Origin of the sequence: Ornithinimicrobium kibberense, from assembly GCF_006519705.1 — a bacterium.
In the GTDB taxonomy this organism is placed as follows: domain Bacteria; phylum Actinomycetota; class Actinomycetes; order Actinomycetales; family Dermatophilaceae; genus Ornithinicoccus; species Ornithinicoccus kibberensis.
On sequence record NZ_VFXM01000002.1, the window covers coordinates 232,495 to 258,910 of the forward strand.

Sequence of the window (26,416 nt, forward strand, 5' to 3'; positions counted from 1 at the left end):
TTGGGAGCGGGGGAGGTCACCGGGCCATCATGCCAACAGCCGGATCGGGTCGTGCCGCAGCCACGGGTACAGTCGTGCCCGTGACCTCCCACGACCCCGCCGCCGTCATCGTCCTGGCCGCCGGTGAAGGCACACGGATGAAGTCAGCCACCCCCAAGGTCTTGCACCGCATCGGCGGTCGCACCCTGCTCGGGCACGCCCTGCACGCCGCCCGGCAGGCCGCCCCCCGCCACCTGGCCGTGGTGGTCCGGCACGAGCGGGACCGGGTGGCCGCCCACGTCGAGGAGCTCGACGCCGACGCCCTGGTCGCCGACCAGGACGAGGTCAAGGGCACCGGCCGGGCCTGCGAGTGCGGCCTGGAGGCCCTGCCCGAGGACCTCGAGGGGACCGTGCTGGTGACGATGGGCGACGTGCCCCTGCTCACCGGGTCCACCCTGCGGGAGCTCACCGAGCGGCACGAGCGCAGCGGCGCGGCGGTCACCGTCATCACCGCCGAGCTGCCCGACGCCAGGTCCTACGGCAGGGTCGTGCGGGACGACGCCGGGGACGTCGTGGCCATCATGGAGTTCAAGGACGCCCTCGCGCACCGGGAGGCCGGCGACGAGTGGTCCCACGTCGTCGACGTGCGGGAGATCAACTCCGGCATCTACGCCTTCGACGCCGCGCTGCTGCGGTCGGCGCTGGCCCGGGTGGGCACGGACAACGCCCAGGGGGAGAAGTACCTCACCGACGTCGTCGCGATCGCCCGGGACGAGGGTCGACGGGTCTCGGCCCACCTGGTCGAGGACCTCTGGCAGACCGAGGGCGTCAACGACCGGGTGCAGCTCGCCCACCTGGGCCGCGAGCTCAACCGGCGCACCGTCGAGCACTGGATGCGCGAGGGTGTCACCGTGGTGGACCCTGCCACCACCTGGATCGACGCCGACGTGACGATCGGCCGGGACACCGTGCTGCGGCCCGGCGTGCAGCTGCTCGGGGCCACCACGGTGGGCAGCGAGGCCGTCGTCGGCCCGGACACCACCCTGACCGACACCGTCGTGGGCGACCGGGCCAGCGTCGTGCGCACCCAGGCCGAGCTGGCCGTCGTCGGCGAGGGCGCCTCGGTCGGCCCGTTCTCCTACCTGCGTCCCGGCACCGAGCTGGGCGCCGACGGCAAGATCGGCGGCTTCGTGGAGACCAAGAACGCCCGGATCGGTGCCGGAGCGAAGGTGCCGCACCTCACCTACTGCGGGGACGCGACCATCGGCGAGGGCGCCAACATCGGCGCCGGCACGATCTTCGCCAACTACGACGGCGTGGCCAAGCACCGCACCACGGTCGGCCGGCACAGCTTCGTCGGGTCGGACTCGGTGCTCATCGCCCCCGTCGACATCGCCGACGGTGCCTACGTGGCGGCCGGCTCGGCCATCGAGGGCCGGGTGGGGCCGGGGCAGATCGCCGTGGCCCGCGGCCGGCAGCGCAACGTGGACGGGTGGGTCGCCCGCCGTCGGGCCGGCACCGCCACCGCCCGGGCCGCCGAGGACGCCCTCGCCCGGGAGCAGGGCGACGGGGACGTGCCGCCGCCGGAGGACTCACCGCATACCCGTCCCGACGGCACCGACGACCCCACCCCACCCAGGAGAGCTGAGAGCTGATGACCGGCATCCACCGCACCCCCGAGAAGAACCTCATGGTCTTCACCGGGCGGGCCCACCGCGCGCTGGCGGCGTCGATCGCCGAGGAGCTGGACACCTCGCTGGTGCCGACCCAGGCCTACGCCTTCGCCAACAGCGAGATCTACGTGCGCTTCGACGAGTCGGTGCGCGGGTGCGACGCGTTCGTCATCCAGAGCCACGCCGCCCCGGTCAACGAGTGGATCATGGAGCACCTGATCATGGTCGACGCGCTCAAGCGGGCCTCGGCCAAGCGGATCACCGTGGTGCTGCCCTTCTACGGCTACGCGCGCCAGGACAAGAAGCACCGCGGCCGCGAGCCGATCTCGGCCCGCCTCATGGCCGACCTGTTCAAGACCGCCGGGGCCGACCGGCTCATGGCCGTGGACCTGCACACCGCCCAGATCCAGGGGTTCTTCGACGGGCCCGTCGACCACCTCATGGCCCTGCCGATCCTGGCCGACTACGTCAAGGAGAAGTACGCTGGCGAGGACCTGGCCGTCGTCTCCCCGGACGCCGGCCGGATCAAGGTCGCGGAGTACTGGTCCAACCGCCTCGGCGGCGTGCCGCTGGCGTTCATCCACAAGACGCGCGACATCACCCGGCCCAACCAGTCGGTCGCCAAGCGGGTCGTCGGCGAGGTCGCCGGGCGGATGTGCGTCCTGGTGGACGACATGATCGACAGCGGCGGCACCATCACCCAGGCCGCCGACGCGCTCATGGCCGACGGGGCCAAGGGCGTCGTCGTCGCGGCCACCCACGCGATCTTCTCCCACCCGGCCGTCCAGCGCCTGCGGGACTCGGTGGCCACCGAGGTGATCGTCACCGACACCCTGCCGCTGTCGGAGGAGGCCCGGGCCCTGGACAAGGTCACCGAGCTGTCGATCGCCCCGCTGGTCGCCCGGGCCATCCGGGAGGTCTTCGAGGACGGGTCGGTCACCTCCATGTTCGACGGCCAGGCCTGAGCCCACCCGTCCTCCGCAGGGATTTCCCCCCTCTCCGGGCAGACGGTAGACTCCCGGGCGTTGCCTCGGCGAGGGACACCGCACGGTCTGCGGTGGCCGTGATTCGACGAAGCGTGTCGCACCGCCCGCACGACGGGCTGGTGCCGGCGCCTCCGCGATGCCCGTGCCGTGTCCCGCGTCGAGGCCCGTCCCACCCGCCTCCCTCATGGAAGAAGTCCTCCCGCATGGCTGACCAGATCCGCATCACCGCCGAGAAGCGCGCCGAGTTCGGCAAGGGCGCGGCCCGCCGCATCCGCCGGGCCGACAAGGTGCCCGCCGTCCTCTACGGCCACGGCACCGACCCCGTCCACCTCACCCTCCCGGGCCACGAGACGATGATGGCGCTCAAGCACAGCAACGCCGTGCTCAGCCTCGACATCGAGGGGCAGACGCAGCTCGCGCTGGCCAAAGACGTGCAGCGCGACCCGGTGAAGCGCTTCATCGAGCACGTCGACCTCGTCATCGTCCGCAAGGGCGAGAAGGTCACCGTCGACGTGGTCGTCCACGTCGAGGGCGAGGCCGCCCCGGAGACGATCGTCACCGTCGACCACGGCGAGCTGACCGTCGAGACCGAGGCGACCCACATCCCCGAGTCGTTCACCGTCTCCGTCGAGGGGCTGGAGGCCGGCACCCAGATCCACGCCGGCGAGGTCGAGCTGCCCGAGGGCGTCACCCTGGTCACCGACCCCGAGGCCCTCGTGGTCAACGTCTCCCAGGCCATGTCCGAGGAGGCCCTGGAGGCCGAGCTGGCCGAGGCCGAGGCCGAGGCCGGCATCGAGCAGGAGGAGTCCGACGAGGAGTCCGCCTCCGCGGAGGCCGCCGAGGCCCCGGCCGAGGGTGCCCAGGAGGGCGAGGGCGCCTCCTCCGAGGAGTGAGCCGACCGGCTCCCGCCCGCCCGTAGACCATGGCCACGTCGCCCGCCGAGCGCGGGGACGTGGCCATGGCCGTGCACGCACGAGAGGAGTTCCCCCCGATGGAGGCACCCTGGTTGGTCGTCGGCCTGGGCAACCCCGGTCCCGGGTATGCCGGCAACCGGCACAACGTCGGCGCCATGGTGGTCGACCGGCTGGCGCAGCAGGCCGGGGTCGGGCTGCGCCGGCACAAGGTGCCCGGTGCCACGGCCGCGGAGGTCAGGCTGGGCACGCTCCCGGGCGGGCTGCCCGGTCCGCGGGTGGTCCTCGCCCGGCCGACGACCTACATGAACCTCTCCGGGGGGCCGGTCGCCGGGCTGCGCAGCTTCTACAAGGTCCCGCTCGACCAGGTCGTCGTCGTGCACGACGAGCTGGACCTCGACCCCGGGGTGGTCCGGCTCAAGCGCGGCGGCGGCGAGGGCGGGCACAACGGCCTCCGCTCGGTGAGCGGGTCCCTGGGCAGCCGGGACTACCTGCGGGTGCGGCTGGGCATCGGCCGTCCCCCCGGGCGTCAGGACCCGGCCGACTTCGTGCTGTCCGACTTCCCGGCCCGGGACCGCGAGGAGGTCCAGCTGCTCGTGGGGGACGGGGAGGACGCGGTCACCGACCTGGTCCACCTCGGCCTCGAGGCCGCCCAGCAGCGCCACCACTCCCGCTGACGCGGCAGGACCCCGCAGCCGGTGGCTGCGGGGTCCTGCCTGCCGTGGCGGGGTGCGCCCCGCTCAGCCCTGCTGGTTCTTCAGCGCCTGGAGCCGGGCCTCGACCTCGGCGTCCGCGCCGTGGTCCTCCAGCTCGGCGAACTGGTCCTCCAGCCGGGTCGACTGGGCCTCCGCCCGCCCCTGGACGAGGGCCTCCTCGCGGCGGATGCTGTCCTCCCACCGGGCGAGGTCGCTCGAGGGGTCGAGCACGTCGATCGAGGACATCGCGTCCTGCACCTTGCTCTGCGCCTCGACGCTGCGGGCCCGGGCCACCAGCGTGCTCCGCCGCCCCTTGAGGTCCTCCAGCTTGGTCTTCATCGTGCGCAGGCCGTCCTTGAGCTGCTCGACGGTGGAGTTCTGCTGGGCGATGGCGGGCTCGGCGGCCTGGACGTCGTTCTCGTGCTGGATCTGCCGCTTGAGCGCCACCCGGGCCAGGTTGTCGAACTTGTAGGCACCGTCCGGGTCGCCGCCCGAGCGCATCTGCTCGGCCTTGGCCGCCGCGGCCGACGCCTTGCGGCCCCACTCGGCGGCGGCCTCACGGTCGGCCTGCAGGTCGGACTCGGCCATCCGGACGTTGGCGATGGTCTGGGCCACCGCCTCCTCGGCCTCGGCGATGCTGTTGGTGTAGTCGCGGATGAGCTGGTCCAGCATCTTCTCCGGGTCCTCCGCCCGGTCCAGCAGCGAGTTGATGTTCGCCCGCGCCAGCTGGCTGATCCGTCCGAGGATGGTCTGCTTCTGGGTCATGCTCGACTTCCTTTCCTCTCCGCCCTGCGGCGGTCGTGGTGAATCGTGTGGTCGTGCCGTGGTTCTAGAACCGGCCTCCGCTGAAAGTTCCTCCTCCGCCCCCGAAGCCGCCGCCCCCGAAGCTGCCGCCGCCGAACCCGCCGCCGCCGGAGAACCCGCCGCCGCCCCAGCCGCCGCTGTGCCGGTGGCCGCCTCCGCCTCCGCCGAGCAGGATGCCGCCGAGGATGACCGACAGGGGGTCGATCCCCCCGCGACGGGTGCCCGGGCCGCCGAAGCCGCCGGAGCCGCCCCAGCTGTCCAGGTCGTTGCGGGCCTCGGTCAGCGCCTGCTCCCCGAGCTGCTCGGCCCGGGTCAGCAGTCCCATCGCGGTCGCAGGGTCGTCCTGGGCGACGCGCTGGGCCTCGTCGAAGATCCGCAGCGCCTCGGAGATCCGGGTGCGCGCACCGCTGCTGACCGCCCCGCGACGGGTGGAGATGGTCTCGTCGATGCTGCGCAGCCGCGCTCCGACCCGGGCCACGCGCTGGGTGAAGTTCTCCCGCATCCGGCTCGTGTGGGCCTCGGCGTCCCGCAGCGGCGCCAGCAGGGTGTCCAGGTCGTTCTCCGCGGCGTCCAGCTCGGCCAGGGCCCGGAGGGGATCGCCGGAGGAGCGTGCCTCCTGCCCCTTCTCCACGGCCCTGCGCGCCCGGTCGGCCGCCTGGGCGACGACCGGCTCCCGGGGGGCGAGCCGGGACACGTCCTGCAGGTCCGCCGTGACCGAGGCGATCCGGCGGGAGAGCTCCTCGGCCGAGCCGGCCAGCTCCTCGTCGGCCCGGGCGATCTGGTCCAGCAGGACGCTGGCCTGCCCGATCGACTCCTCGGCGGCCCGGGCGGCCGCGACCGCGGAGGCCCGGTCGTCCCGCTCCAGCGCCTGCCGGCCAGAGCCGATGAAGCCGTCGGCGGACTCGAGCAGGCGACCGGCCTGCTGCCGGTGCTCGTGCACGGTCGAGAGGGCCTGCGCGGGATGCCGTGCGGCCAGGCCCCGGATCTCCTGGTCGGCCACCGGCAACCGGTCGCGGGTCTCGGCCAGCCGTCCGGCCAGCTCGTCCAGGAACTGCGGCGCCCGGTCCTGCAGCGAGCGCAGCGTGGCGAACTCCTGGGTGTGCTCGTCCAGCGCCCGGCGGGCCGTGCCCGTCAGCTCGAGAATGCGGGCGAGCATGCTGCGCTCGACGTCCTCCGGCTCCTTCTGGTCGTCGTCGAGCTGCTGCCGCAGCGAGAACGCCTCCTTGGCCGAGGCCCTCGCCTGCTCCAGCACCCCCCGGAACTGCTGGGTGCGCTGGGCGCCGAACTGGGCCTCGGCGAAGGCCAGCTCCTCCTCGGCCGAGCGCACGGCGTTGTCCGTCGAGACGAGCGCCTCGGCCGCCTGCCGCTGCAGGTCGGACAAGGAGACCTCCTGCGCCGACGCGGGGACGGGGACGCCCTGCGACGGTCGCCGCTTCTTCTTCCCCATCCGGGAGATCACGCCCGCGCCGGCGACCAGCAGGACCGGGGCCGCGAAGAAGAGCGTCCCGAGCCCGCTGCCCAGCCCGCCCGAGGTGGGCTGGTGGACCGGCTCGTCGTCGGGGACGACGACCCCACCGCCCCCGTCGGAGCCACCGCCGGCGTACTCCCGGGCGAAGCCGTCGACCGCGGCGCCGACGGCCCCGGCCCAGTCGTCCTGCGCCAGCCGGGGCTCGATGTCCTGCAGCTGCACCGTCTCGACGGTCTGCGGCGGCAGGGTGGACCCGACGTCGCCCACGGCGTACTGGCGCTGGTCCACGGCGACGGCCAGGACGAGGTCGCCGGTGCCCATGCCCGAGGCCGCGGACGTCAGCTCGGCCCAGGTCGGGCCGTCGACCTCCTGGCCGCCGTCGGTGAACCGGTCGACGAAGACGGCGAAGAGCTGCAGGCCGGTCTCCTCCCGCAGCCGGGAGATCTCCTCGGCCGCCGTCTCCTCCTCCGCCGCGGAGAGCACGTCGGCGGGGTCGTGCACCGGCCCCGGGAGGTTGACCGGCTCCTCGGCGCCCGCCGGGGCGGCCCCGGTCACCCCCAGGGCGAGCACGAGCGCCGCGAGCACGGCATACCAGGTCCGCCACCACCGGGCGGGCACGAGACGGGTCAGCACGTCGAAGATCCTCCCTGGCCCCTCCTGCCGGCGTCCACCGCGGACGCCCCGGGGCCCGGCCCCAGCATGCCACCTAGACTGGACGACCGCCGGGTCGTCCTCCCGGCCCCACACGCTCGCTCCCGGCGAAGGACCCACCATGCACCTGTCACCCGTCGTGGACCTGCTGTGCGCCGACCCGGCGACCGGGGAGGTCCTGGAGGCCGCCCGGGAGGGCGCCCCGGCCGTCGACGTCTCCCTCGCCGCCGGGGCCCACCCGGCGCTCGTGGCCGCGCTGGCACGCGCCGACCAGACCCCCGTCCTGGCCGTGACCGCCACCGGGCGCGAGGCCGACGACCTGGTGACCGCCCTGGGCGAGCTGCTCCCCGACGGCGGCACGTCGGTGGCCGGGTTCCCCAGCTGGGAGACCCTGCCGCACGAACGGCTCAGCCCGCGGTCGGACACGGTGGGCCGGCGGCTGGCGACCCTGCGGCGCCTGGCGCACCCGGACCCCACCGACCCGCAGGCCGGCCCGGTGCGGGTGGTCGTGGCCTCCGTGCGGGCCCTGCTCCAGCCGATCGTCAAGGGCCTGGGGGACCTGACCCCGGTCCGGCTGCAGGCCGGGGACGACCGACCCCTGGCGGAGGTGGTGGAGGCGCTGGCGGGCGCCGCCTACACCCGGACCGACATGGTCGAGCGCCGGGGCGAGTTCGCCGTCCGTGGCGGCATCCTCGACGTCTTCCCGCCCACCGAAGAGCATCCGGTCCGGGTGGAGTTCTGGGGGGACACGGTCGAGGAGATCCGGTGGTTCAAGGTCGCCGACCAGCGGTCCCTGGAGATCGCCCAGCACGGGCTGTACGCGCCCCCCTGCCGGGAGGTGCTGCTCACCGACGCGGTCCGCGAACGGGCCGCCGCCCTCGTCGGCAGCCTCCCGGGGGCTGCCGACCTGCTCGCCAAGGTGGCCGAGGGGATCGCCGTCGAGGGGATGGAGTCCCTCGCCCCCGTCCTCGTCGACGGGATGGAGACGCTCGTCGACGTGCTCCCGGCCGGGTCGCGCGTCGTGGTGCTGGGCCCCGAGCGGGTGCGCACCCGGGCCCACGACCTCGTGGCCACCAGCGAGGAGTTCCTCCAGGCCAGCTGGGCCGCGGCCGCCACCGCCGACGGAGCCGCCCCCATCGACCTGCAGCAGGCGCTGGGCACCGCCTCCTCCTGGTCGCTCGCCGAGATGCGGGGGCACGCCCTGACCAGCGGCCGCCCCTGGTGGTCCCTGACCGCGTTCGTCGCCGACGCCGAGCTGGCCGGGCTGGCGGACGACGGCGTCCGGACCCTGGTCGTGCCCAGCACGCCCGTGGACGCCTACCGCGGCGACCGGGAGGCCGTCGGGCGCGACCTGCGCGTCTGGCTGGAGCAGGGGCGCCGGGTCCTGCTGAGCCTGGACGGGGCGGGGATGGCCCGCCGGGTCGCCGAGGTGCTCGGCGAGCAGGACGTGCCGCACCGGCTCCTGCTCGAGCTGCCCGAGGACCACTCCGCCGCCGTCGTCGAGGACGTCGTCACCGTCACCTGCGGATGGGTCGGGCGGGGCTTCGCCCTCACCGGCAGCGGCGTCGTCGTGGTCGGGGAGGCCGACCTCACCGGGCAGAGCTCGGCGGCCGGCTCCACCAAGGACATGCGCCGGATGCCGTCCCGCCGGCGACAGCAGGTCGACCCGCTGGCCCTTCGCCCCGGGGACTTCGTGGTGCACGAGCAGCACGGGGTCGGCCGGTTCGTCGAGATGGCCCAGCGCACGGTCCAGGGAGCCACCCGCGAGTACGTCGTCCTCGAGTACGCCACGTCCAAGCCGCGCGGGCACGGCCAGCCGGACCGGCTCTTCCTGCCGACCGACCAGCTGGACCAGCTGACCAGGTACGTCGGGGGCGAGGCGCCCTCGCTGAACCGGCTCGGCGGCTCGGACTGGCAGAAGACCAAGGCCCGGGCCCGCAAGCACGTCAAGCAGATCGCCTCGGAGCTGATCCGGCTCTACTCCGCCCGGCAGGCGACCGTGGGCCACGCCTTCGCCCCGGACACCCCCTGGCAGCGCGAGCTCGAGGACGCCTTCGCCTTCACCGAGACGCCCGACCAGCTCTCCTCGATCGAGGAGGTCAAGGCGGACATGGAGAAGTCGGTGCCGATGGACCGGCTCATCTGCGGCGACGTGGGCTACGGCAAGACCGAGATCGCGGTGCGGGCGGCGTTCAAGGCGATCCAGGACGGCAAGCAGGTGGCGGTCCTCGTGCCGACCACCCTGCTCGTGCAGCAGCACTACGAGACCTTCGCCGAGCGGTACGCCCAGTTCCCCGTGACGGTCCGGGCGCTGTCGCGCTTCCAGTCCGACAAGGACGCCAAGGAGGTCGTCGCCGGCGTCGCGGACGGTTCGGTCGACCTCGTCATCGGCACCCACCGGCTCCTGGGCTCCTCGGTGCGCTTCAAGGACCTGGGGCTCGTCGTCGTCGACGAGGAGCAGCGCTTCGGCGTCGAGCACAAGGAGCAGCTCAAGGCCCTGCGGACCAACGTCGACGTCCTGGCGATGTCCGCCACGCCGATCCCGCGCACCCTGGAGATGGCGGTCACCGGCATCCGGGAGATGTCGACCCTGGCCACCCCGCCGGAGGAACGGCACCCGGTGCTCACCTTCGTCGGGGGCTACGACGAGAAGCAGATCGCCGCGGCCGTGCGTCGTGAGCTGCTGCGCGAGGGCCAGGTCTTCTACATCCACAACAAGGTCGGGACCATCGAGAAGGCGGCCGCCCGGCTGCGGGACCTCGTGCCCGAGGCGCGGATCGAGACCGCCCACGGCCAGATGGGCGAGCACAAGCTGGAGAAGGTGGTCGTCGACTTCTGGGAGCGTCGCTTCGACGTGCTCGTCTGCACCACGATCGTGGAGACCGGGCTGGACATCTCCAACGCCAACACCCTCATCGTCGAGCGGGCCGACCTGCTCGGGCTCTCCCAGCTGCACCAGCTGCGCGGACGGGTGGGCCGCGGCCGGGAACGCGCCTACGCCTACTTCCTCTACCCGCCGGAGAAGCCGTTGACCGAGACCGCCGTCGACCGCCTCCAGACGATCGCGGCCAACACCGACCTGGGGTCGGGGATCGCCGTGGCCATGAAGGACCTCGAGATCCGCGGGGCGGGCAACCTCCTCGGCGGGGAGCAGTCCGGCCACATCGAGGGTGTCGGCTTCGACCTCTACGTGCGGATGGTCGGCGAGGCGGTCGCCAGCTTCAAGGGCGAGGGCGAGGAGGCGCCCGCGGAGGTCAAGATCGAGCTGCCCGTCGACGCCCACCTGCCGCACGACTACGTGCCGGGGGAGCGCCTGCGCCTGGAGGCCTACCGCAAGCTCGCCCAGGTCAAGGACGAGGACGAGCTCGCCGAGATCCGGGCCGAGCTCGTGGACCGCTACGGCGAGCCGCCGGCCCCGGTGCAGACCCTGCTGGAGGTGGCCCGGCTGCGGACGGTCGCGCGGGCCACGGGGATCGCCGACATCGGCGTCCAGGGCAAGATGATCCGCCTGGCACCCGTCGAGGGCCTGCGCGACAGCCAGCAGCTGCGGCTCAACCGGCTCTACCCGGGGACGATCATCAAGCCCGCCCTGCGCCAGATCCTCGTCCCCGCCCCGACGACGGCCCGCGTCGGGGGCAGGCCGCTGCGCGACCGGGAGATCCTGGAGTGGGCCAGCCAGCTCGTGCGGGCGGTGCTCCTCGACGACGTCGCCGCCGCGGCCCGCCAGGGCGGGTGACGGGCTGGCCGGGCCCTGCGGTGCTCGTGCGATGATGGCGCGCGTGAAGCGTTCGCGTGCCCTTCCCGCCCTGGCCCTCACCGCCGCCCTGACCCTGGCCGGCTGCTCCGGCGTCGGCTCCGACCCCGGTGTCAGCGTCAACGGCCAGGAGTTCAGCGTGGCCGAGCTGCAGGAGGCCACCGCCCAGCTCAACGAGGCCGCCGAGCAGCCCGCCGGCCCCCAGCAGGTCGTCGCCGACCTGGCCCTGCTGCCCCTGCTCGAAGAGGTCTTCGCCGGGTCCCCGGCCGACCTGTCCGAGAACCAGGTCCGCAAGGTCCTCTCGGCCGGCGGCGTCGACGACCCCGGCCCGGCGACCCTCGCCGCGGCCACCTCGCGCCAGTACCAGCTGCGGCTCGGCGACCCCGCCATCATGCAGGACCCCGAGATGGCCGAGGTCGTCCAGCGTGCCCAGGCGGTCACCCAGGAGGACCTGGCGGCCGTCGACGTCGAGGTCAACCCGCGCTACGGCGACTGGGACGTCGACAACGGGGGCGTCGTGCCCGAGGTGCCCGAGTGGATCCGGTTCGACACCGCCGGCTGACCCTGCTGCTGGCCAGCCCGCGGGTCGCTCCCGGGCTGCTCTCGGCCGACGCCTGGGACGCGCTGCGCTCGGCCGACCACGTCGTGGCGGCCGACCCCACCGCCCCCCATCCGGCGGGGGTCGCCGCCGCCGGGGTCGACGTCCGCCCGGTCCGGCCCGACGGGTCCGGGGCGCCGCCCTCTCCCGGCGACCTCGCCGACCTGCTGCTCTCGCTCGTGGCCCGGCACGGCACGGTCGTCTGGCTCGGCTCCGCCGACGGTGACCCGGGGCTGTCCGAGGCGCTCGCCGTGGCGCTGCCGGAGGAGGATCCGCCCGTGCTCGAGCTGCTCGTGGCGTCCTGGGACGTCCCCGGGGCCCGGCTGCTCGACGCGGTCGCCGTGATGGACCGGCTCCGCGGCCCGGGCGGGTGCCCCTGGGACGCCCGGCAGACCCACGCCAGCCTCACGCCGTACCTCGTCGAGGAGGCCTTCGAGGCGGTGGAGGCCCTCGAACGGCTCGACGACGACGGCGCCGACCGGGACCACGCCCGCGAGGAGCTGGGCGACGTGCTGCTGCAGGTGCTCTTCCACGCCCGGGTCGCCGCGGAGCACGGGCAGGAGCCGTTCGACGTGGACGACGTGGCCGCCGGCCTCGTCGACAAGCTCGTGCACCGGCACCCGCACGTGTTCGCCCCCGGGGGCGGGGAGGACCTGGACGCCGCCCAGGTGGAGTCGCGCTGGGAGCAGCTCAAGGCCCAGGAGAACAGGACGAAGCCGGGCCGTCAGGGTGTCCTCGACGGGATCCCTGCGGGTATGCCCGAGCTCGCCCGCGCGACGAAGGTCACCTCCCGGCTGCGCCGGGCCGGGCACGCCTCCTGGCTGCGCGGGTGGACCGCGGCCCGGCTCGAAGGGCGTGACCCGGGGGCGCTGCTGCTGGAGGAGGTGCTCGACCTGCACGACGTCGACGTGGATGCCGCCGCCGCCCTGCGACGCACGCTGGCCGACCTGGTGGCCGAGGCGCCCGCCGCCCCCGACCGGGGATAGGCTCGGAGCGGGACCGCCGCCCGGTGACCCGCCCGGGCCCCCCACGACCGCTGGTCCGACGAAGCAAGGAGAGCCCCATGGCCGTCATCGACGCCATCATCGCCCGCGAGATCCTCGACTCCCGGGGCAACCCGACCGTGGAGGTCGAGGTCGGCCTGGACGACGGCACCGTCGCCCGCGCCGCCGTCCCCTCGGGTGCCTCGACCGGCGCCTTCGAGGCGGTGGAGCGCCGCGACGGCGACGAGAGCCGCTACCTGGGCAAGGGTGTCGAGGCTGCGGTGCAGGCCGTCATGGACGACCTCGAGCCCCGCCTCCTGGGGTTCGACGCGTCCGAGCAGCGGCTCGTCGACGCCGAGATGCTCGCCGCGGACGGCACCGACAACAAGGGCGAGATCGGCGCCAACGCGATCCTCGGCGTCTCCCTCGCCGTGGCCAAGGCCGCCGCCGACTCGGCCGGGCTGCCGCTGTTCCGCTACGTGGGCGGCCCCAACGCGCACGTGCTGCCGGTGCCGATGATGAACATCCTCAACGGCGGGTCGCACGCCGACTCCAACGTCGACATCCAGGAGTTCATGATCGCCCCGATCGGGGCCGGGTCCTTCCGGGAGGCGCTGCGCTGGGGCGCCGAGGTCTACCACGCCCTCAAGGCGGTGCTCAAGGAGCGCGGCCTGGCCACCGGCCTGGGCGACGAGGGCGGCTTCGCCCCGAACCTGGAGTCCAACCGGGCCGCCCTCGACCTCATCGTCGAGGCCATCGGCAAGGCCGGCTACGAGGTCGGTCCCGACATCGCCCTCGCGCTGGACGTGGCCGCCTCGGAGTTCCACGAGGACGGCTCCTACGCCTTCGAGGGGTCCACGCGCACCGCGGCCGAGATGACCGACTACTACGCCGAGCTCGTCGACGCCTACCCGCTCGTGTCCATCGAGGACCCGCTGCACGAGGACGACTGGGCGGGCTGGCAGCAGATCACCGAGCGGCTGGGCGAGCGGGTCCAGCTCGTCGGCGACGACCTGTTCGTCACCAACCCCACCCGGCTGCGCCGTGGCATCGAGGAGAAGGCCGGCAACGCCCTGCTCGTCAAGGTCAACCAGATCGGCTCGCTCACCGAGACCCTCGACGCGGTCGCGCTGGCGCAGTCCAACGGCTTCCGCTGCATGATGAGCCACCGCTCCGGGGAGACCGAGGACGTGACGATCGCCGACCTGGCGGTCGCCACCAACTGCGGGCAGATCAAGACCGGTGCGCCGGCCCGGTCCGAGCGCGTCGCGAAGTACAACCAGCTGCTGCGCATCGAGGAGGAGCTCGACGAGGCCGCCCTGTACGCCGGTGCGGGCGCCTTCCCGCGCTTCCGCCCCCAGGGCTGAGGGTCCGGGCCCGCGCCCCGGCGCACCGGCCCGCCCCACCTGCCCGTGATCCGGGCACGGACGGCCTACGCTGAACGACGACGACCCCACGCCGAGACGAGGAGAGCCCCCGCCATGAGCAGCGCGCGCGGTCCACGCGACCGGCGCTCACCGGCGCCCCGGCCCGGACGGGCCCCGGCGACCCGGCGCCCCGGCCACCGGCCGGGGGCACGGGCCGTCGCCGGGGCCGGTTCCTCGGCCGCGGCGTCCTACCGGCACACGCCGGCGCACGTGCGCCGGCTGCTGACGCTGGTCGTGCTGGTGGTGCTCATGGGGCTGGTCGTCGCCCCCGTGCTCTCGGGCTACCTGCGGCAGCGGGCGGAGATCAGCGCAGCCGAGCAGCAGATCGAGGCCGAGAAGCAGGAGATCACCGCCCTCGAGCGCGAGCTCGCCCTCTGGGACGACGAGGACTACGTGGAGCAGCAGGCGCGGCAACGGCTCCGGTTCGTCCGGGAGGGCGAGACCGCCTTCACCGTCGTCGACGACACCGGCACCGACTACACCGAGGCCCTGCCCGGCATGGCTCCCGTCAGCGACGAGGTCCTCGCGGACAGCCCGTGGTACGGCCAGGTCTGGGCGTCGGTGAGGATCGCGAACGAAGGCCTTCCGGAGACCAAGGAACCATGAGCAAGCCCGACCGCACCACCCTCGACGAGACCCCCACCGAGGAGGACCTGCGCGTCATCGAGCGACAGCTCGGACGCCCCGCCCGTGGGGTGGTCTCCATCGCGCAACGCTGCCCCTGCGGGTGCCCCACCGTGGTGCGCACCGAACCCCGCCTGCCGGACGGCACCCCCTTCCCCACGACCTACTACGCCACCTGCCCCTGCCTGACCGGGGCGATCTCCACGCTGGAGAGCAGCGGGCTGATGAAGGAGATGTCGCAGCGGCTGCAGGAGGACGACGCCCTGCGCTGGTCCTACGCCCAGGCGCACGACGACTACCTGCGCCGCCGCGAGGACCTGGCCGACGTGCCCGAGATCGCCGGCATCAGCGCGGGCGGCATGCCCAACCGGGTCAAGTGCCTGCACGTCCTCGTCGCGCACGCGCTGGCGGCCGGCCCGGGGGTCAACCCCCTGGGGGACGAGGCGATCGAGGCTCTGCCCGACTGGTGGGAGAACGGTTGCTGCGGCGCGCTGGTCAGCGACGAGGAGAGCGACGAGCGGCGGGCCGGCGTCGAGGACACCTGCCGGCGCCACCACCCCCTCGACCACGGGGACGGGGCGCACGCGTCCGAGGGGTCTCCGTCGGCGGGTGAGGACGAGACCCGCGGCGAGGAGGGGGACGACGACGGCGAGGATCCCACGGTGCCGCACCTGCCCGTCGAGGACGAGCCCCGGTGAGGCGGGTCGGTGCCGTCGACTGCGGCACCAACTCGATCCGACTGCTCGTGGCCGACCTCCACGAGGAGGCGGACGGGACGCCCGCGCTGCACGAGATCACCCGGCAGCTGCAGATCGTCCGCCTGGGCGAGGGGCTGGACGCGACCGGGCGCATCTCGGCCCCCGCGATGGCCCGGACGCTGGCCGCGGCGCGCGAGTATGCCGCGCTGTGCCGGGACGCGGGCTGCGAGAGCGTGCGGTTCGTGGCCACGTCCGCCTCGCGGGACGCGCGGAACGCCGACGAGTTCGTCGACGGCGTGCGGGAGGCCTTCGGCGACCTCGGCGTGCGTCCGGAGGTGGTCAGCGGGCAGGAGGAGGCGGTCCTGTCGTTCGCCGGGGCCACCGGGGACCTGCGCGCCGCGGGGGCCCCGGGCCCCTACCTGGTCGTCGACATCGGCGGAGGGTCGACCGAGCTGGTCCGGGGCACCACGGCCGTGGAGGCGGCCCGGTCGGTGGACCTGGGCTGCGTCCGGGTGACCGAGCGTCATCTGCACGACGACCCGCCGACCGAGGACCAGGTCTGGGCGGCGCTCTCGGAGATCGTGCGGGCCGTCCAGGACGTCGCCGAGGACGTCGACCTCGCAGACGTCGGCACGCTCGTCGGGCTGGCCGGGTCGGTCACCACCGTGACGGCGCACGCGCTGAACCTGCCGGCCTACCAGCGGGACCGGATCCACGGTGCCGAGGTGCCCGTGGATCAGGTCGTCGACGCGTGCACCGACCTGCTGCTGATGACCCGGGAACGGCGTCGGGCCCTGCCCTACATGCACGACGGCCGGGTCGACGTCATCGGTGCCGGGGCCCTGGTCTGGCGGACCGTGGTGCAGCGGGTCGCGCACGACGCCGGGCTGGCGACGGTGCGGGCCTCGGAGACGGACATCCTCGACGGCATCGCCCTCTCCCAGGCCTGAGGGTGGTGCCGGTGCCGCCGCCCCGCCCCGGGCCCCGTCCCCATCCCGTGACCGGGCAGCCGTTCACGTCCCCCGTCGCGCCGGGCACCGGCTGGCCGGGGGACCCGGCCACCGCGACGACGAGGTCGGCCCGCTCGGCCGGCGGCGTGCGACGGCTGGCCGCGGGGGCCCGGGACGTGGCCGAGCTGGACGCCCGGGTCTCGGTCTGCCGGGCCTGCCCGCGGCTGGTGGCCTGGCGCGAGCAGGTGGCCACCGTGGGTCGGCGGGCCTCCTTCGCCGACCAGCCCTACTGGGGCCGCCCCGCCCCGGGCCTGGGTCCGGCCGCGGCCCCCGTGCTCGTCGTCGGGCTGGCGCCGGCGGCCCACGGCGCCAACCGGACGGGGCGGATGTTCACCGGTGACCGCTCCGGCGACTGGATCTTCGCCGCCCTCCACCGGGCGGGTTTCGCCAGCCGTCCGGACAGCACGCACGCCGGTGACGGACTGCAGCTGACCGACCTGCGCATGGTGGCCGCCGTGCACTGCGCACCCCCGGGCAACGCGCCCACGCCCCCGGAGAGGGCCACCTGCGCGGGCTGGTTGGAGCGGGAGCTGCAGCTGGCCGGACCCACGGTCCGGGCCGTCATGGCGCTGGGCGGGATCGGCTGGGAGGCCTTCCTCCGCGCGGCGCTGGCCGTGGGGTGGCAGGTGCCCCGTCCCCGTCCACGGTTCGGGCACGGCGCCGAGGTGCTCCTGCGCACCCCGGAGGGGCGGGAGGTCCGCCTCCTCGGCAGCTACCACGTCAGCCAGCAGAACACCTTCACCGGCACCCTGACCGAGGACATGCTCGACGACGTCCTGGCCCGGGTGCGGCGGGCCGCGGGGCTATCCTGACGGCGCCCCCGTAGCCCAACCGGCAGAGGCAGCCCACTTAAAATGGGCCCAGTGCGGGTTCGAGTCCCGTCGGGGGTACCAGCGTCCGTCCTCCCACCGCCCGTCCTCCCACCGTTCTCCCAGACTTGGGTGGCGGTCCGGCCGTTGGTACGGTCTTCCAAAGATCTTTGGAGGAACGGATGGATGAGAAGAAGCAGGACCTCTTCGACCGCCTGGCCGTGGTGGGCAAGGCCTTCGCCAGCGCCAAGCGGCTCGAGCTGGTCGACCTGCTCTCCCAGGGCGAACGCACCGTGGAGGCCCTGGCCCGGGAGGCCGGGCTCGGGGTGAGCACGGCCTCGGCCCACCTGCAGGTGCTCAAGCTCTCCAGCCTGGTCCGCACCCGCAAGGACGGGCCGCGCGTCCACTACCGCCTGGCCGGCGACGACGTGCTCGACCTCTACGCCTCGCTGCGGACGGTGGCCCAGGAGCACTCGGCCGACGTCGACCGCGCCCTGTCCGCCTACCTGGGGGACGACGTGCAGGGGGACGTCGACGAGGTGGACCGGGACGAGCTGCTGCGACGGCTCGCGGCCGACGAGGTCGTCCTGCTCGACGTCCGTCCGGCCGAGGAGTTCCGCGCCGGCCACATCGAGGGCGCCCGGTCGGTCCCGTTCGATCAGGTCGAGGCCGTCCTGGCGGACCTGGGACCGGACCGGGAGGTCGTGGCCTACTGCCGCGGGGCCTGGTGCGTCATGGCCTCCGACGCCGTGCGGCTGCTGCGCGCCTCCGGCCGGGCCGCCCGGCGGCTCGAGGGCGGGATGCTGGAGTGGCGCCAGGCCGGGCTGCCCGTCGAGGTGGGGGTCTGAGATGGGCCTGCTCACCACACTCGGCACCCTGCGTTCGTGGAGCGCCCGTCGGTGGCTCGTGGCCGCGGCCACGGCCGTGGCCACCGCCGTCTTCATCGGCGTCCCCACCGACCTCATCCCCAACCCGGTGTTCGGCCGGGACGTCCCGGTCACCTGGTGGGCCTGGCCGTCGCTGGCCGTCTCCTCCGTGCTCGCCGGCCTGCTGACCGCGACCTACGTGCGGTCGCCCGTCGACCCCGAGGCGCCCGGGGCCGAGTCCTCCCGCCGACGCGGGCTGGCGGGCGGGCTGCTCACCTTCTTCGCCGTGGGCTGCCCGGTGTGCAACAAGCTCGTCCTGCTGGCGCTCGGGTACGCCGGGGCGATGACCTGGTTCCAGCCCGTCCAGCCCGTGCTGCAGGTGATCGCCGTGGCCCTCCTGGGCCTGGCGCTCGTCCAGCGGCTCCGCGGGGAGCTCGCCTGCGGCCTCCCGTCCACCTCCGAGAGGACCATCCGTGCCTGAGCAGAACACCACCAGCACCGGCTCCCGCGCCCGTCGGCTGCTCCTCCCGGCGGCGGTGCTGCTGGCGCTGCTCGCGGTGACCGCCTTCCTGCTGCTCGGCGGGCAGGGCGGCGACGGCGGGGACGACACCACCGCCGGCTCGTCCGGGCAGTCCACCGGCACCGGCGGGGAGCAGGACGGCGGCGTCGACATGCCGGCCGCCGACGCCTCCGAGGAGGAGATCGTCTCGGCCCTGGAGTCGCTCGCCCGTCGCGAGGAGGGCGACCCCATGGCCCTGGGCGACGTCGACGCCCCCGTCGTCATGATCTCCTACTCGGAGTTCCAGTGCCCGTTCTGCGGACGCTTCGCCCGGGAGACCGAGCCGGTGCTCGTCGAGGAGTACGTCGAGGACGGCAGCCTGCGGATCGAGTGGCGCGACTTCCCCTACCTGGGTGAGGAGTCCCGCACGGCGGCGCTCGCCGGTCGGGCCGCCGCCGCCCAGGACGGCTTCTGGGAGTTCGAGGAGGCCATGTTCGAGAACCAGCAGCCGCCCAACAGCGGCCGGGTCACCCCCGACTTCCTGGCCGACGTGGCCGAGCAGGTCGGCCTCGACCGGCAGCAGTTCCTCACCGACCTGGAGTCCGAGGAGGCGGCCGCCGCGGTCGACCGGGACTTCCAGGAGGGCCAATCGATCGGGGTGACCGGGACCCCCGCGTTCCTCGTCAACGGGCAGCCCGTCATGGGGGCCCAGCCGACCGACGTCTTCGTCGAGGTCGTCGAGGAGGCCCTGGCGGAGGCGGAGGCGGGCCGGTGATGGAGGTCGGGCTGCTCGCGGCGGTCGTCGCGGGGGTGCTCAGCCTGCTCTCCCCGTGCAGCGCGCTGCTGCTGCCGTCCTTCTTCGCCTACGCCTTCGCCTCGCCGGCCGCCCAGCTGGTGCGCACGACCGCCTTCTACCTCGGCCTGCTCATCACGCTGGTGCCGCTCGGGGTGGGGGCCGCCGCGGCCTCCCGCCTGTTCTACGGCCACCGCGAGCTGCTCGTGACCACCGCCGGCTGGCTCGTGGTGGCGATGGGGGTGCTCATGATCCTCGGCCGGGGGCTGAGCGTCCCCTTCGCCGGACGGCTGCAGAACCTCGCGGCCCGGCGGACCAGCCCCGGTGCCGGTCTGTTCTCGACCGTGCTGCTCGGCGCCGTCTACGGGCTGGCCGGGTTCTGCTCCGGCCCGGTGCTGGGGGCCATCCTCACGATGGCCGCCACCCAGGAGACGCCCGTCGCCGGGGGCGTGCTGCTCGCGGCCTACGCGTTCGGGATGGCGTTGCCGCTGTTCCTGCTGGCCCTGGCCTGGGACCGGTTCGACCTGGGCCGTCGGCGCTGGCTGCGCGGACGGATGCTCACGCTCGGCCCGCTGCAGGTGCACTCGACCACGCTCGTGTCGGGCGTCCTGCTCATCGTCATCGGTCTGCTGTTCCTGCGCTTCGACGGCACGGCCGGCATCACCGGGGTCCTCGGCCCCGGCGACACCACCGAGCTGGAGTTCACCCTGCAGGAGCGGATCACCGCGGCGCTGGCGACCGTGCCTGCCTGGGCCTACACGGGGACAGGTGCGCTGGTGGCGGGCCTGTGGCTGCTCCGCCGGATGCGCCGGCCCGCCGACGACGGGACGGCTCAGCCGACGCCGGACGGGCCCACCGTGGACCCGTCGGGAACGGGGCGTGCCCCCGAGGTCGCGGAGAGCACCGCGTCGCCGACGACCCGGACGTCCTGACCGAAGGTCCAGTCACCCTCGACCGTCAGGGACGAGGCGCCGCGCAGCGAGGGCACCCCGTGCGGGAACCGGGACTCGAACGCCGCCAGGGTGGTGTAGTGCTCGCCCAGGGTGACCAGCGGCAGCGGCTCCCTGGTGGGGCTCAGCTCGGCCCCGTCGGTCAGCTCGAAGGCGTCGGAACGGAGCAGGAGCAGGTCGTCGGTCGTCTTGACCGGGCGGAACCTGCTCCGCGGCACCTCGATGGCGGTGGCGCCCTCGAACACCTCGATCGCCGAACCCATGGCGGTCTCGATCTGGACCACCCGGGGCGACCCCGGGTCGGTCGGGTCCACGTGCTTCTCGTTGCGGATGAGCGGCAGGCCCAGGACCCCGCCGGTCCGGTCGAGGACGGCGGCCAGCTGGTCCAGGTCGAGCCACAGCGTGTTGGTGTTGAAGTACCGGTGCCGGTCCACGTCGGCGAAGGCGTCGGCGTCCTCGGACGCGGTCTGCGCCTTCTCCCGCAGGACGAGCTGCCCGTCGGCCCGCCGGACCGCCAGGTGCCCGCCCTTGCGGTCCGCCGCCGTGCGACGGCACACCTCCATGGCCAGCGGGGCCCCGCTGGCGGCGAACCAGTCGGCGATCGCCGCCGAGGGCGCGGCGCCGACGTTGTCGGAGTTGCTCACCATGGCGTACCGGAACCCGGCGGACCGCAGCTGGTCGAGCATCCCCGAGGAGAGCAAGGAGGGGTAGAGGTCGCCGTGGCCGGGGGGGCACCACTCCAGCTCCGGGTCCGCGGGCCAGGAGACGGGGGAGAGGTCCTCGGCGAGGAGCTTGGGCTCCTGACTCTGCAGGAAGTCCGGGTCGACCCCGTCCACGGGCAGGTCCGGATGGCGACGGAGCACCTCGAGGCTGTCCTCGCGGGTGCGGAAGGAGTTCATCAGCACGAGCGGCAGCCGCGCCCGGGACCGCTCCCGGGCGTGCCGGAGCTGCTCGATCGTCAGCTCCAGGAAGCTGTGGCCCTCCCGGACCGGCACGAGGGACTTGGCCCGGTCCATCCCCATCGAGGTGCCCAGCCCGCCGTTGAGCTTGACGACCGCCGTCCGGGCCAGGGCGTCGGTGTCGGCGTCCGGGTCGAGGTCGGCCAGCCGGTCCAGCTCCTCGACGGGCGCGATGTCGGCCTCGGGGAGGGTTCCGGTGCGTCCCTCCGCCAGGTCGGTCCAGGCGCGGCGGAAGACGTCGACGGCGACGTCCGCCACACCGGCCTCCTGCATCTTCGTGACGGCGGCGTCCAGGGCGGCGGGGGTGCTCGGGCTCACGGTGCTCATGGTGGCAGAAGGCCGGTCCACAGCAGCGCCCGGGCGACGACGGCGTGCTGGCCGAGCGGGTGGGCGCGGAACAACGGCTCGGAACCGATGAGCACGACCCGGCCGCCGGAGTCCGTGGTGCCGCGCACCAGGACGGCCTCCCCGGCGGCGGCGTCGGGGCCGGTCCCGCCCGGACGCCAGTGCCCGGAGACGAGCGGGTCGTCGGCGAACCGCTGCTCGACGTGCACGTCGTCGGGCAGGTCGGTGAACCAGCGCGGCCCGTAGACGAAGGTGTGCCCGGGGCCGTCGCCGGCGACGGGGCCGTCCTCGTCGGTGACGGCCACGACGCCGTTGGCGTCGCCCGGCCCGGCGACGACGGTGACGTCGAGCAGGTCCAGGGCGTCCTCGAGGTGGTTCGCCGCCGCGCCCCGGGCCACCAGCCCACCCCCCTCGGCGAGGAAGGAGCGCACCTCCGCGCGCGCCTCCTCGTCCAGCTGGTCCAGCGCCAGCCCGGTCGAGACGTAGAGGGTGTCCAGGTCGCTCAGGTCGAGGCCCTCGTTGAGCTCGTCCGTGCCGACGGGCCGGACCGTCAGCCCCATGTCCGTCAGCACCCACCGCTCCTCGGCGGTCGCGGCCACGCCCACCACCGGTGGTCGCGCCAGCACGGCGGCCTCCTCCGTCCCGGCCGCCTCCGCCTGGGCGGCCGAGGCGCCGGCCAGGTGCACGCCGTGGTCGTCGGCCACCTGCTCCACGGCCCAGGCGGCCGACACGGGCAGGTGCACCGTCCCGTCCGGCAGCAGGGTGGCGCCCACCTCCCAGGAGAGCAGCTGACCCAGCGCCCGGACGTCGGCCGGGTCGGCCAGCTCGAGCACCCATCCCCGCGAGGACGGGGCGACCTGCCCCTGGCCGGGCACCGTGCCGACCGGTGCGCGGGGCACGTCCCACCCGTCCCCGGACCCGGGGCGGACCGGGACGACGTCGGCGCCCCAGAGCAGGCCCAGGCTCCAGCCGGAGATGTCGTACATCGTCTCGACCCGGTCGGACAGGTCGGTGCCCTGGCCCAGCAGCGCGTGGGCCACCCCCCGTCGAGCCTGGTGCAGGTCGACCACCCAGCTGCCCTCGGGGTAGGTGGTGCCGTCCACGACGACCGGGGCCTCGGCCCGCTCCACCTGCACACCGTGGTCGAGGAGGTGGCGCACCAGCCGTGCGGCCGCCGGCGCCGAGCGCTGCCGGCCCCCCGCCGGCACGACGTACGCCCGGGGGTACTCGGTCACGGAGACGTCCTCGGGCCCGACGACGCCGAAGAGCCCCTCGGGCACCGGGCGCTGCGCCTCGCCGGCCGTGCCCCGGCGGAAGATCTCCACCTGGTCGGCGATCAGCTCCTCCCGGTGGTCGCGGACGTAGTCGAGGGTGGCGCCCATGGCCGCCCGGGCGACGTCCACGTTGACGGCCGCCCGGCGGCGCAGCTCCTCCTCTGGCAGGTCGTAGCTGGCGTTGTTCACGCGCAGCGGCACCTCGACGGTGTGCGCGACCGCCCCGTGCAGCGCCGCGTACTGGGGCAGGAAGATCGGCGGCCAGTCGTCCCAGCCCTCGTCCCAGTCGCGCAGCGGGACCTGGGGCGGGCGGACCCCGTCGCCGTCGTCCAGCCCCAGCTCCAGGATCGCCTCCTCGATGCCGAGCGCGTTGGGCCAGGCGTGCTTGAGGAACAGGTCGTACTCGTAGTTCTCCCCGTGCGGCGGGGTCGTCGGCTCCACGAGGGGTCCGTTGACGTAGCCGTGGACGTCCAGGACCATCGCCGGCTGCGTGCGCACGACGACGTCGCGCAGGGCGCGGGTCTCGGGCTGGGACACCGTGAGCAGGTCCCGGTTGAGGTCGAAGCCGGCGGCGTTGCGCCGGGAGTTGCCCACCCGACCGTCCGGGTTGGCCGAGACCATCAGGTGCACCCGGGTGCTCTCCAGGGTCTGCAGGACGTCCGGGTCGTCGCTGGTGGCCCACTCCTCGACCAGCCGCAGGGCGGCGTCGGTGCCCTCCCACTCGTTGCCGTGCAGGTTCGCGGTGATCAGCACGGGCACCTTGTAGCGCTCCCGGAGCTCCTGGTCCCGGGCGGCCCGGACAGGGTCGACCAGGATGCGGTCGCGCAGCCGGTCCTGCTCGCGGGCCTCGTCGGGCCCCTCCGGGGCGGTCAGGGTCACCAGGACCAGGTCACGGCCCTCGACGCTGGACCCGACCACCTGCGTGGACACCCGGTCGGAGGTGGCCACCAGCGCGTTCAGCCGCCGGGCGAGGTCGTGGTGGGGCGCCAGGCCCAGGCGCAGCGAGGCGTCGTCGGGGTCCGTCACCGGCTCCGGGAGCAAGGTCCCCAGCGGGTATGCGGGGGCCGGCACGTGCGGATGGGTGCCGGTCGTCGACGCCGGGGCGGCGGTCGGTGCGACGGCGGGGGACGCCGCCGAGGAGGCGGCGGTCAGGGCGCCCGCGGCGAGCAGCGCGACGACGGGACGTGCAGGGTGGCGGCGCGACCGCATACCCACCTCCTCGTCGTGGCCGGGGACGCGCGGGAGCACGTCAGGTGCCGTCCGGGCGTCGGCGCCCCGGGTCACGGGGCCGGGGCGCCTCCCAGCCTAGCGCCGGACGTCGCGTCAGGGACAGGCGCTGTGGACCGGGCCCGCAGCGGTCCGGTTTCCCGGAATGGTGGGGGCCACCACGGACGTTCTACCCTGGGAAGGAGACACGTCGGGGGACTTTCCCGCCGTGCCGCACGACAACGGAGGTTCCATGGCCGTCAACCCGGTCTTCAACCGCATCGACAAGGAGGCGTCCCAGGGCGGCTACGCCGGCTTCGGCTCGCAGCCGGGCGGCTACGCCCCGCCGCAGGGCGCCCCGACCATCCCCGGCCCGACCGGCTACCAGCCCGGTCCCAGCGAGACCCTGACCGACCAGCAGCTGCGCGACATGTACGGCCAGGCTCCCGCCGGCCCGGCGCAGACCGGCCGGTTGACGCTGGACGACGTGGTCGTCAAGACCATGCTGCTGTTCGGGCTGACGCTGGCCGTCACCGGCGCCACCTGGTTCTTCGTCGGCGCCCAGCCGCAGATCGCCATGCCGGTGTGGCTGCTGGGCATGTTCGGCTCGCTGGCGCTGTCCTTCGCGATCGGCTTCAGCAAGAAGGTCAACGTCCCCCTCATCCTCGTGCACGCGGGGCTGCAGGGGCTGTTCCTCGGCGCGGTCAGCGTGACCTTCAACGCGGCCTACCCGGGCGTCGTGACGACCGCCGTGGTGGCCACGATGGCGACCTTCGCCGGGATGTTCATCGCCTGGAAGGCGGGTTTCATCAAGGTCACCAGCAAGTCCCGCCGCATCTTCGGGATGATGGCGATGGGCTACCTGGTCTTCCTGCTCGTCAACATCGGCGCCGGCTTCCTCGGTTTCGGCGACGGCTGGGGCGTCTACGGCGGCCCGCTGGGCATCCTCATCTCGCTGTTCGGCGTGGGGATGGCGTCCTACAGCCTCGCGGTCGACTTCGACTCCGTGGACCGGGCCGTGCGCGGCGGGGCCCCGGAGAAGTACTCCTGGCTGCTCGGCCACGGCCTGGTCGCCAGCCTGGTCTGGCTCTACATCGAGTTCCTGCGGCTCTTCTCGATCCTGCAGCGCGACTGACCGACCCAGGATGGACGCCGACGACCACGACGACGTCGTCCGTGCCGAGCTGGAGCGCGTGGTCCGACGGTGGCAGCAGCTGCCGCTGGACCACGCGCTTCCTGCTGTCCCGGCCGTGGCCGCCGCGGTGCAGGGGCTGGCCGACGACGTCTCGGACGTCTGCGGCGTGCCCAGGGCGCCCGTCCCGGACCTGGGGCCGGCCGTGCTCATGGACCAGCTGCGGGTGATGGTCTTCGACTGGCGGGCCGCGGGCCTGCCGTCGGCCGAGCTCGGGGAGCGGCTGACGGGGCTGCGGCGCGCCCTGCCCTGACGGCGGTCAGTGCCGCGCGTCGGCGTGGTCGTCGGCGTGCTCGTCGTTCGAGCCGAACGGCAGGAGCGAGACGATGCCGACGACCACGGTCCCCACGAGGAGCCCGAGCACGGCCGAGAAGAAGGTGTTCGTCAGCCAGGACACGACGCCGGCCGCGCCCGGGACCCACCCGGCGACGATCTCCTCCATGTGGTGCACGAAGGCGTAGAGCGGGTGGAAGCCCAGGTCGTCGGTGCCGACCAGCAGGATGTGCCCGCCGACCCACAGCATGGCGACGACGCCGACGATGGAGAGCGTCTTCAGGACCACGGGCATGGCCTTGACGAGGAAGCGGCCGATCCGCTGGGCCCCCTCCTGGGGACGCTCGGCCAGGTGCAGCCCGACGTCGTCCATCTTCACGATGAGGGCGACCACCCCGTAGATGAGCAGCGTGATGCCGATCGCGACGGCGATGAGGATGACCGCCCGGTTGAGGAACGGCTCGTCGGTCACCTCGTTGAGGGCGATGACCATGATCTCGGAGGAGAGGATGAAGTCGGTGCGGATCGCACCGGAGACCATCTTCTTCTCCTCCTCGGGCCCCTGCTCCACGACCGGCGCGTCCTTCGCGCCGTCGTGGTGGCCTCCGACGCCGAGCCACTCGAGCACCTTGTGCGCGCCCTCGTAGGACAGGTAGGTACCACCGAGCATGAGGAGCGGGGTGAGCACCCAGGGCGCGAACTGGCTCAGCAGGAGCGCCGCGGGGACGATGAAGAGCAGCTTGTTGCGCAGCGAGCCGAGGCCGATCTTCTTGATGATCGGCAGCTCCCGGCTGGGGTCGAAGCCGGTGACGTACCGTGGCGTGACGGCGGCGTCGTCGACGACGACGCCGGCCGCCTTCATGCTCGCGCGCCCCGCGGCGGCGCTGATGTCGTCGACCGAGGCGGCCGCGACCCGGGCGATCGCGGCGATGTCGTCGAGCAGGGCGGCCAGACCAGCAGCCATGGGGGCACCTCACCGGGGGAAGGGA

General features: G+C 74.0%; 23 protein-coding genes and 1 tRNA gene. 19 read left to right on the forward strand and 5 right to left on the reverse strand.

Annotation, left to right across the window (positions count from 1 at the left end; genetic code table 11):
* Positions 1-80: 80 nt before the first annotated feature.
* The 4 genes from glmU to pth all read left to right on the forward strand — a co-directional run bounded on the left by glmU (position 81) and on the right by pth (position 4,226).
* On the forward strand, positions 81-1,634 hold the full coding sequence (glmU, locus tag FJR00_RS02565) for a bifunctional UDP-N-acetylglucosamine diphosphorylase/glucosamine-1-phosphate N-acetyltransferase GlmU (RefSeq protein ID WP_141337328.1): 1,554 nt from the start codon (positions 81-83) through the stop codon (positions 1,632-1,634).
* Complete coding sequence (locus FJR00_RS02570) at positions 1,634-2,617, forward strand: ribose-phosphate diphosphokinase (protein WP_141337329.1); 984 nt, start codon at positions 1,634-1,636, stop codon at positions 2,615-2,617. Before glmU ends, FJR00_RS02570 begins: the two co-directional genes overlap by 1 nt.
* A gap of 224 nt (positions 2,618-2,841) precedes the next feature.
* A complete protein-coding gene (locus tag FJR00_RS02575) occupies positions 2,842-3,531 on the forward strand; it encodes a 50S ribosomal protein L25/general stress protein Ctc (protein ID WP_141337330.1) in 690 nt (229 codons plus the stop codon).
* A 98-nt stretch (positions 3,532-3,629) separates the two neighbouring features.
* The gene (gene pth / locus FJR00_RS02580) at positions 3,630-4,226 is read left to right on the forward strand and encodes an aminoacyl-tRNA hydrolase (RefSeq protein ID WP_141337383.1); all 597 of its coding nucleotides are present in this window, start codon (positions 3,630-3,632) and stop codon (positions 4,224-4,226) included.
* 63 nt (positions 4,227-4,289) lie between these two features.
* Here pth and FJR00_RS02585 read toward each other — a convergent pair whose 3' ends face one another.
* The gene (locus FJR00_RS02585) at positions 4,290-5,009 is read right to left on the reverse strand and encodes a PspA/IM30 family protein (RefSeq protein ID WP_075957481.1); all 720 of its coding nucleotides are present in this window, start codon (positions 5,007-5,009) and stop codon (positions 4,290-4,292) included.
* Positions 5,010-5,073: 64 nt separating this feature from the next.
* Positions 5,074-7,149 (reverse strand): TPM domain-containing protein, encoded by a 2,076-nt coding sequence (locus FJR00_RS16480; RefSeq protein ID WP_181409460.1) that lies wholly within the window; start codon positions 7,147-7,149, stop codon positions 5,074-5,076.
* A gap of 139 nt (positions 7,150-7,288) precedes the next feature.
* On the opposite strand from FJR00_RS16480, the gene mfd reads away from it, so the two are divergent.
* The 13 genes from mfd (at position 7,289) to FJR00_RS02655 (ending at position 20,160) form a co-directional block, all read left to right on the forward strand.
* The gene (gene mfd / locus FJR00_RS02595) at positions 7,289-10,903 is read left to right on the forward strand and encodes a transcription-repair coupling factor (protein ID WP_141337332.1); all 3,615 of its coding nucleotides are present in this window, start codon (positions 7,289-7,291) and stop codon (positions 10,901-10,903) included.
* A gap of 43 nt (positions 10,904-10,946) precedes the next feature.
* Positions 10,947-11,483, forward strand: coding sequence for a hypothetical protein (locus tag FJR00_RS02600; protein ID WP_141337333.1), 537 nt, complete (start codon positions 10,947-10,949; stop codon positions 11,481-11,483).
* The gene (locus tag FJR00_RS02605; protein ID WP_141337334.1) at positions 11,456-12,505 is read left to right on the forward strand and encodes a MazG family protein; all 1,050 of its coding nucleotides are present in this window, start codon (positions 11,456-11,458) and stop codon (positions 12,503-12,505) included. Before FJR00_RS02600 ends, FJR00_RS02605 begins: the two co-directional genes overlap by 28 nt.
* A gap of 77 nt (positions 12,506-12,582) precedes the next feature.
* Entirely contained in the window at positions 12,583-13,869 is a 1,287-nt protein-coding gene (eno, locus tag FJR00_RS02610; protein WP_141337335.1) for a phosphopyruvate hydratase, read from the forward strand.
* Between the two features lie 114 nt (positions 13,870-13,983).
* Positions 13,984-14,535 (forward strand): FtsB family cell division protein, encoded by a 552-nt coding sequence (locus FJR00_RS02615; protein ID WP_141337336.1) that lies wholly within the window; start codon positions 13,984-13,986, stop codon positions 14,533-14,535.
* The gene (locus FJR00_RS02620; protein ID WP_141337337.1) at positions 14,532-15,251 is read left to right on the forward strand and encodes a DUF501 domain-containing protein; all 720 of its coding nucleotides are present in this window, start codon (positions 14,532-14,534) and stop codon (positions 15,249-15,251) included. Before FJR00_RS02615 ends, FJR00_RS02620 begins: the two co-directional genes overlap by 4 nt.
* Positions 15,248-16,201, forward strand: coding sequence for a Ppx/GppA phosphatase family protein (locus FJR00_RS02625; RefSeq protein WP_141337338.1), 954 nt, complete (start codon positions 15,248-15,250; stop codon positions 16,199-16,201). Before FJR00_RS02620 ends, FJR00_RS02625 begins: the two co-directional genes overlap by 4 nt.
* A gap of 11 nt (positions 16,202-16,212) precedes the next feature.
* Positions 16,213-17,073 (forward strand): uracil-DNA glycosylase, encoded by an 861-nt coding sequence (locus tag FJR00_RS02630; RefSeq protein ID WP_141337339.1) that lies wholly within the window; start codon positions 16,213-16,215, stop codon positions 17,071-17,073.
* 4 nt (positions 17,074-17,077) lie between these two features.
* Positions 17,078-17,154 (forward strand) — tRNA-Leu (locus tag FJR00_RS02635).
* A 98-nt stretch (positions 17,155-17,252) separates the two neighbouring features.
* The gene (locus FJR00_RS02640) at positions 17,253-17,918 is read left to right on the forward strand and encodes an ArsR/SmtB family transcription factor (RefSeq protein WP_075957473.1); all 666 of its coding nucleotides are present in this window, start codon (positions 17,253-17,255) and stop codon (positions 17,916-17,918) included.
* A 1-nt stretch (position 17,919) separates the two neighbouring features.
* A complete protein-coding gene (locus tag FJR00_RS02645) occupies positions 17,920-18,417 on the forward strand; it encodes a hypothetical protein (RefSeq protein ID WP_141337340.1) in 498 nt (165 codons plus the stop codon).
* The gene (locus tag FJR00_RS02650) at positions 18,410-19,210 is read left to right on the forward strand and encodes a DsbA family protein (RefSeq protein WP_141337341.1); all 801 of its coding nucleotides are present in this window, start codon (positions 18,410-18,412) and stop codon (positions 19,208-19,210) included. Before FJR00_RS02645 ends, FJR00_RS02650 begins: the two co-directional genes overlap by 8 nt.
* A complete protein-coding gene (locus FJR00_RS02655) occupies positions 19,210-20,160 on the forward strand; it encodes a cytochrome c biogenesis CcdA family protein (protein ID WP_141337384.1) in 951 nt (316 codons plus the stop codon). The genes FJR00_RS02650 and FJR00_RS02655 overlap by 1 nt, the downstream gene beginning before the upstream one ends.
* On the opposite strand, the gene FJR00_RS02660 is transcribed toward FJR00_RS02655, so the two are convergent.
* Together FJR00_RS02660 and FJR00_RS02665 are read right to left on the reverse strand one after the other, a co-directional pair.
* Positions 20,061-21,464 carry a UTP--glucose-1-phosphate uridylyltransferase gene (locus FJR00_RS02660; RefSeq protein ID WP_377465622.1) on the reverse strand — a complete coding sequence of 468 codons (1,404 nt, stop codon included), beginning with the start codon at positions 21,462-21,464 and terminating at the stop codon, positions 20,061-20,063. The genes FJR00_RS02655 and FJR00_RS02660 overlap by 100 nt on opposite strands.
* Positions 21,461-23,965 (reverse strand): M14 family zinc carboxypeptidase, encoded by a 2,505-nt coding sequence (locus FJR00_RS02665; RefSeq protein ID WP_141337386.1) that lies wholly within the window; start codon positions 23,963-23,965, stop codon positions 21,461-21,463. Before FJR00_RS02665 ends, FJR00_RS02660 begins: the two co-directional genes overlap by 4 nt.
* Before the next feature lie 250 nt (positions 23,966-24,215).
* On the opposite strand from FJR00_RS02665, the gene FJR00_RS02670 reads away from it, so the two are divergent.
* Entirely contained in the window at positions 24,216-25,097 is an 882-nt protein-coding gene (locus tag FJR00_RS02670; RefSeq protein ID WP_141337342.1) for a Bax inhibitor-1/YccA family protein, read from the forward strand.
* Positions 25,098-25,107: 10 nt separating this feature from the next.
* A complete protein-coding gene (locus tag FJR00_RS02675; protein ID WP_141337343.1) occupies positions 25,108-25,407 on the forward strand; it encodes a hypothetical protein in 300 nt (99 codons plus the stop codon).
* 6 nt (positions 25,408-25,413) lie between these two features.
* Here the strand turns inward: FJR00_RS02675 and FJR00_RS02680 are convergent, their stop codons facing one another.
* Positions 25,414-26,391, reverse strand: a complete 978-nt coding sequence (locus tag FJR00_RS02680) for a DUF808 domain-containing protein (protein WP_141337344.1) — start codon at positions 26,389-26,391, stop codon at positions 25,414-25,416.
* Positions 26,392-26,416 lie beyond the last annotated feature (25 nt).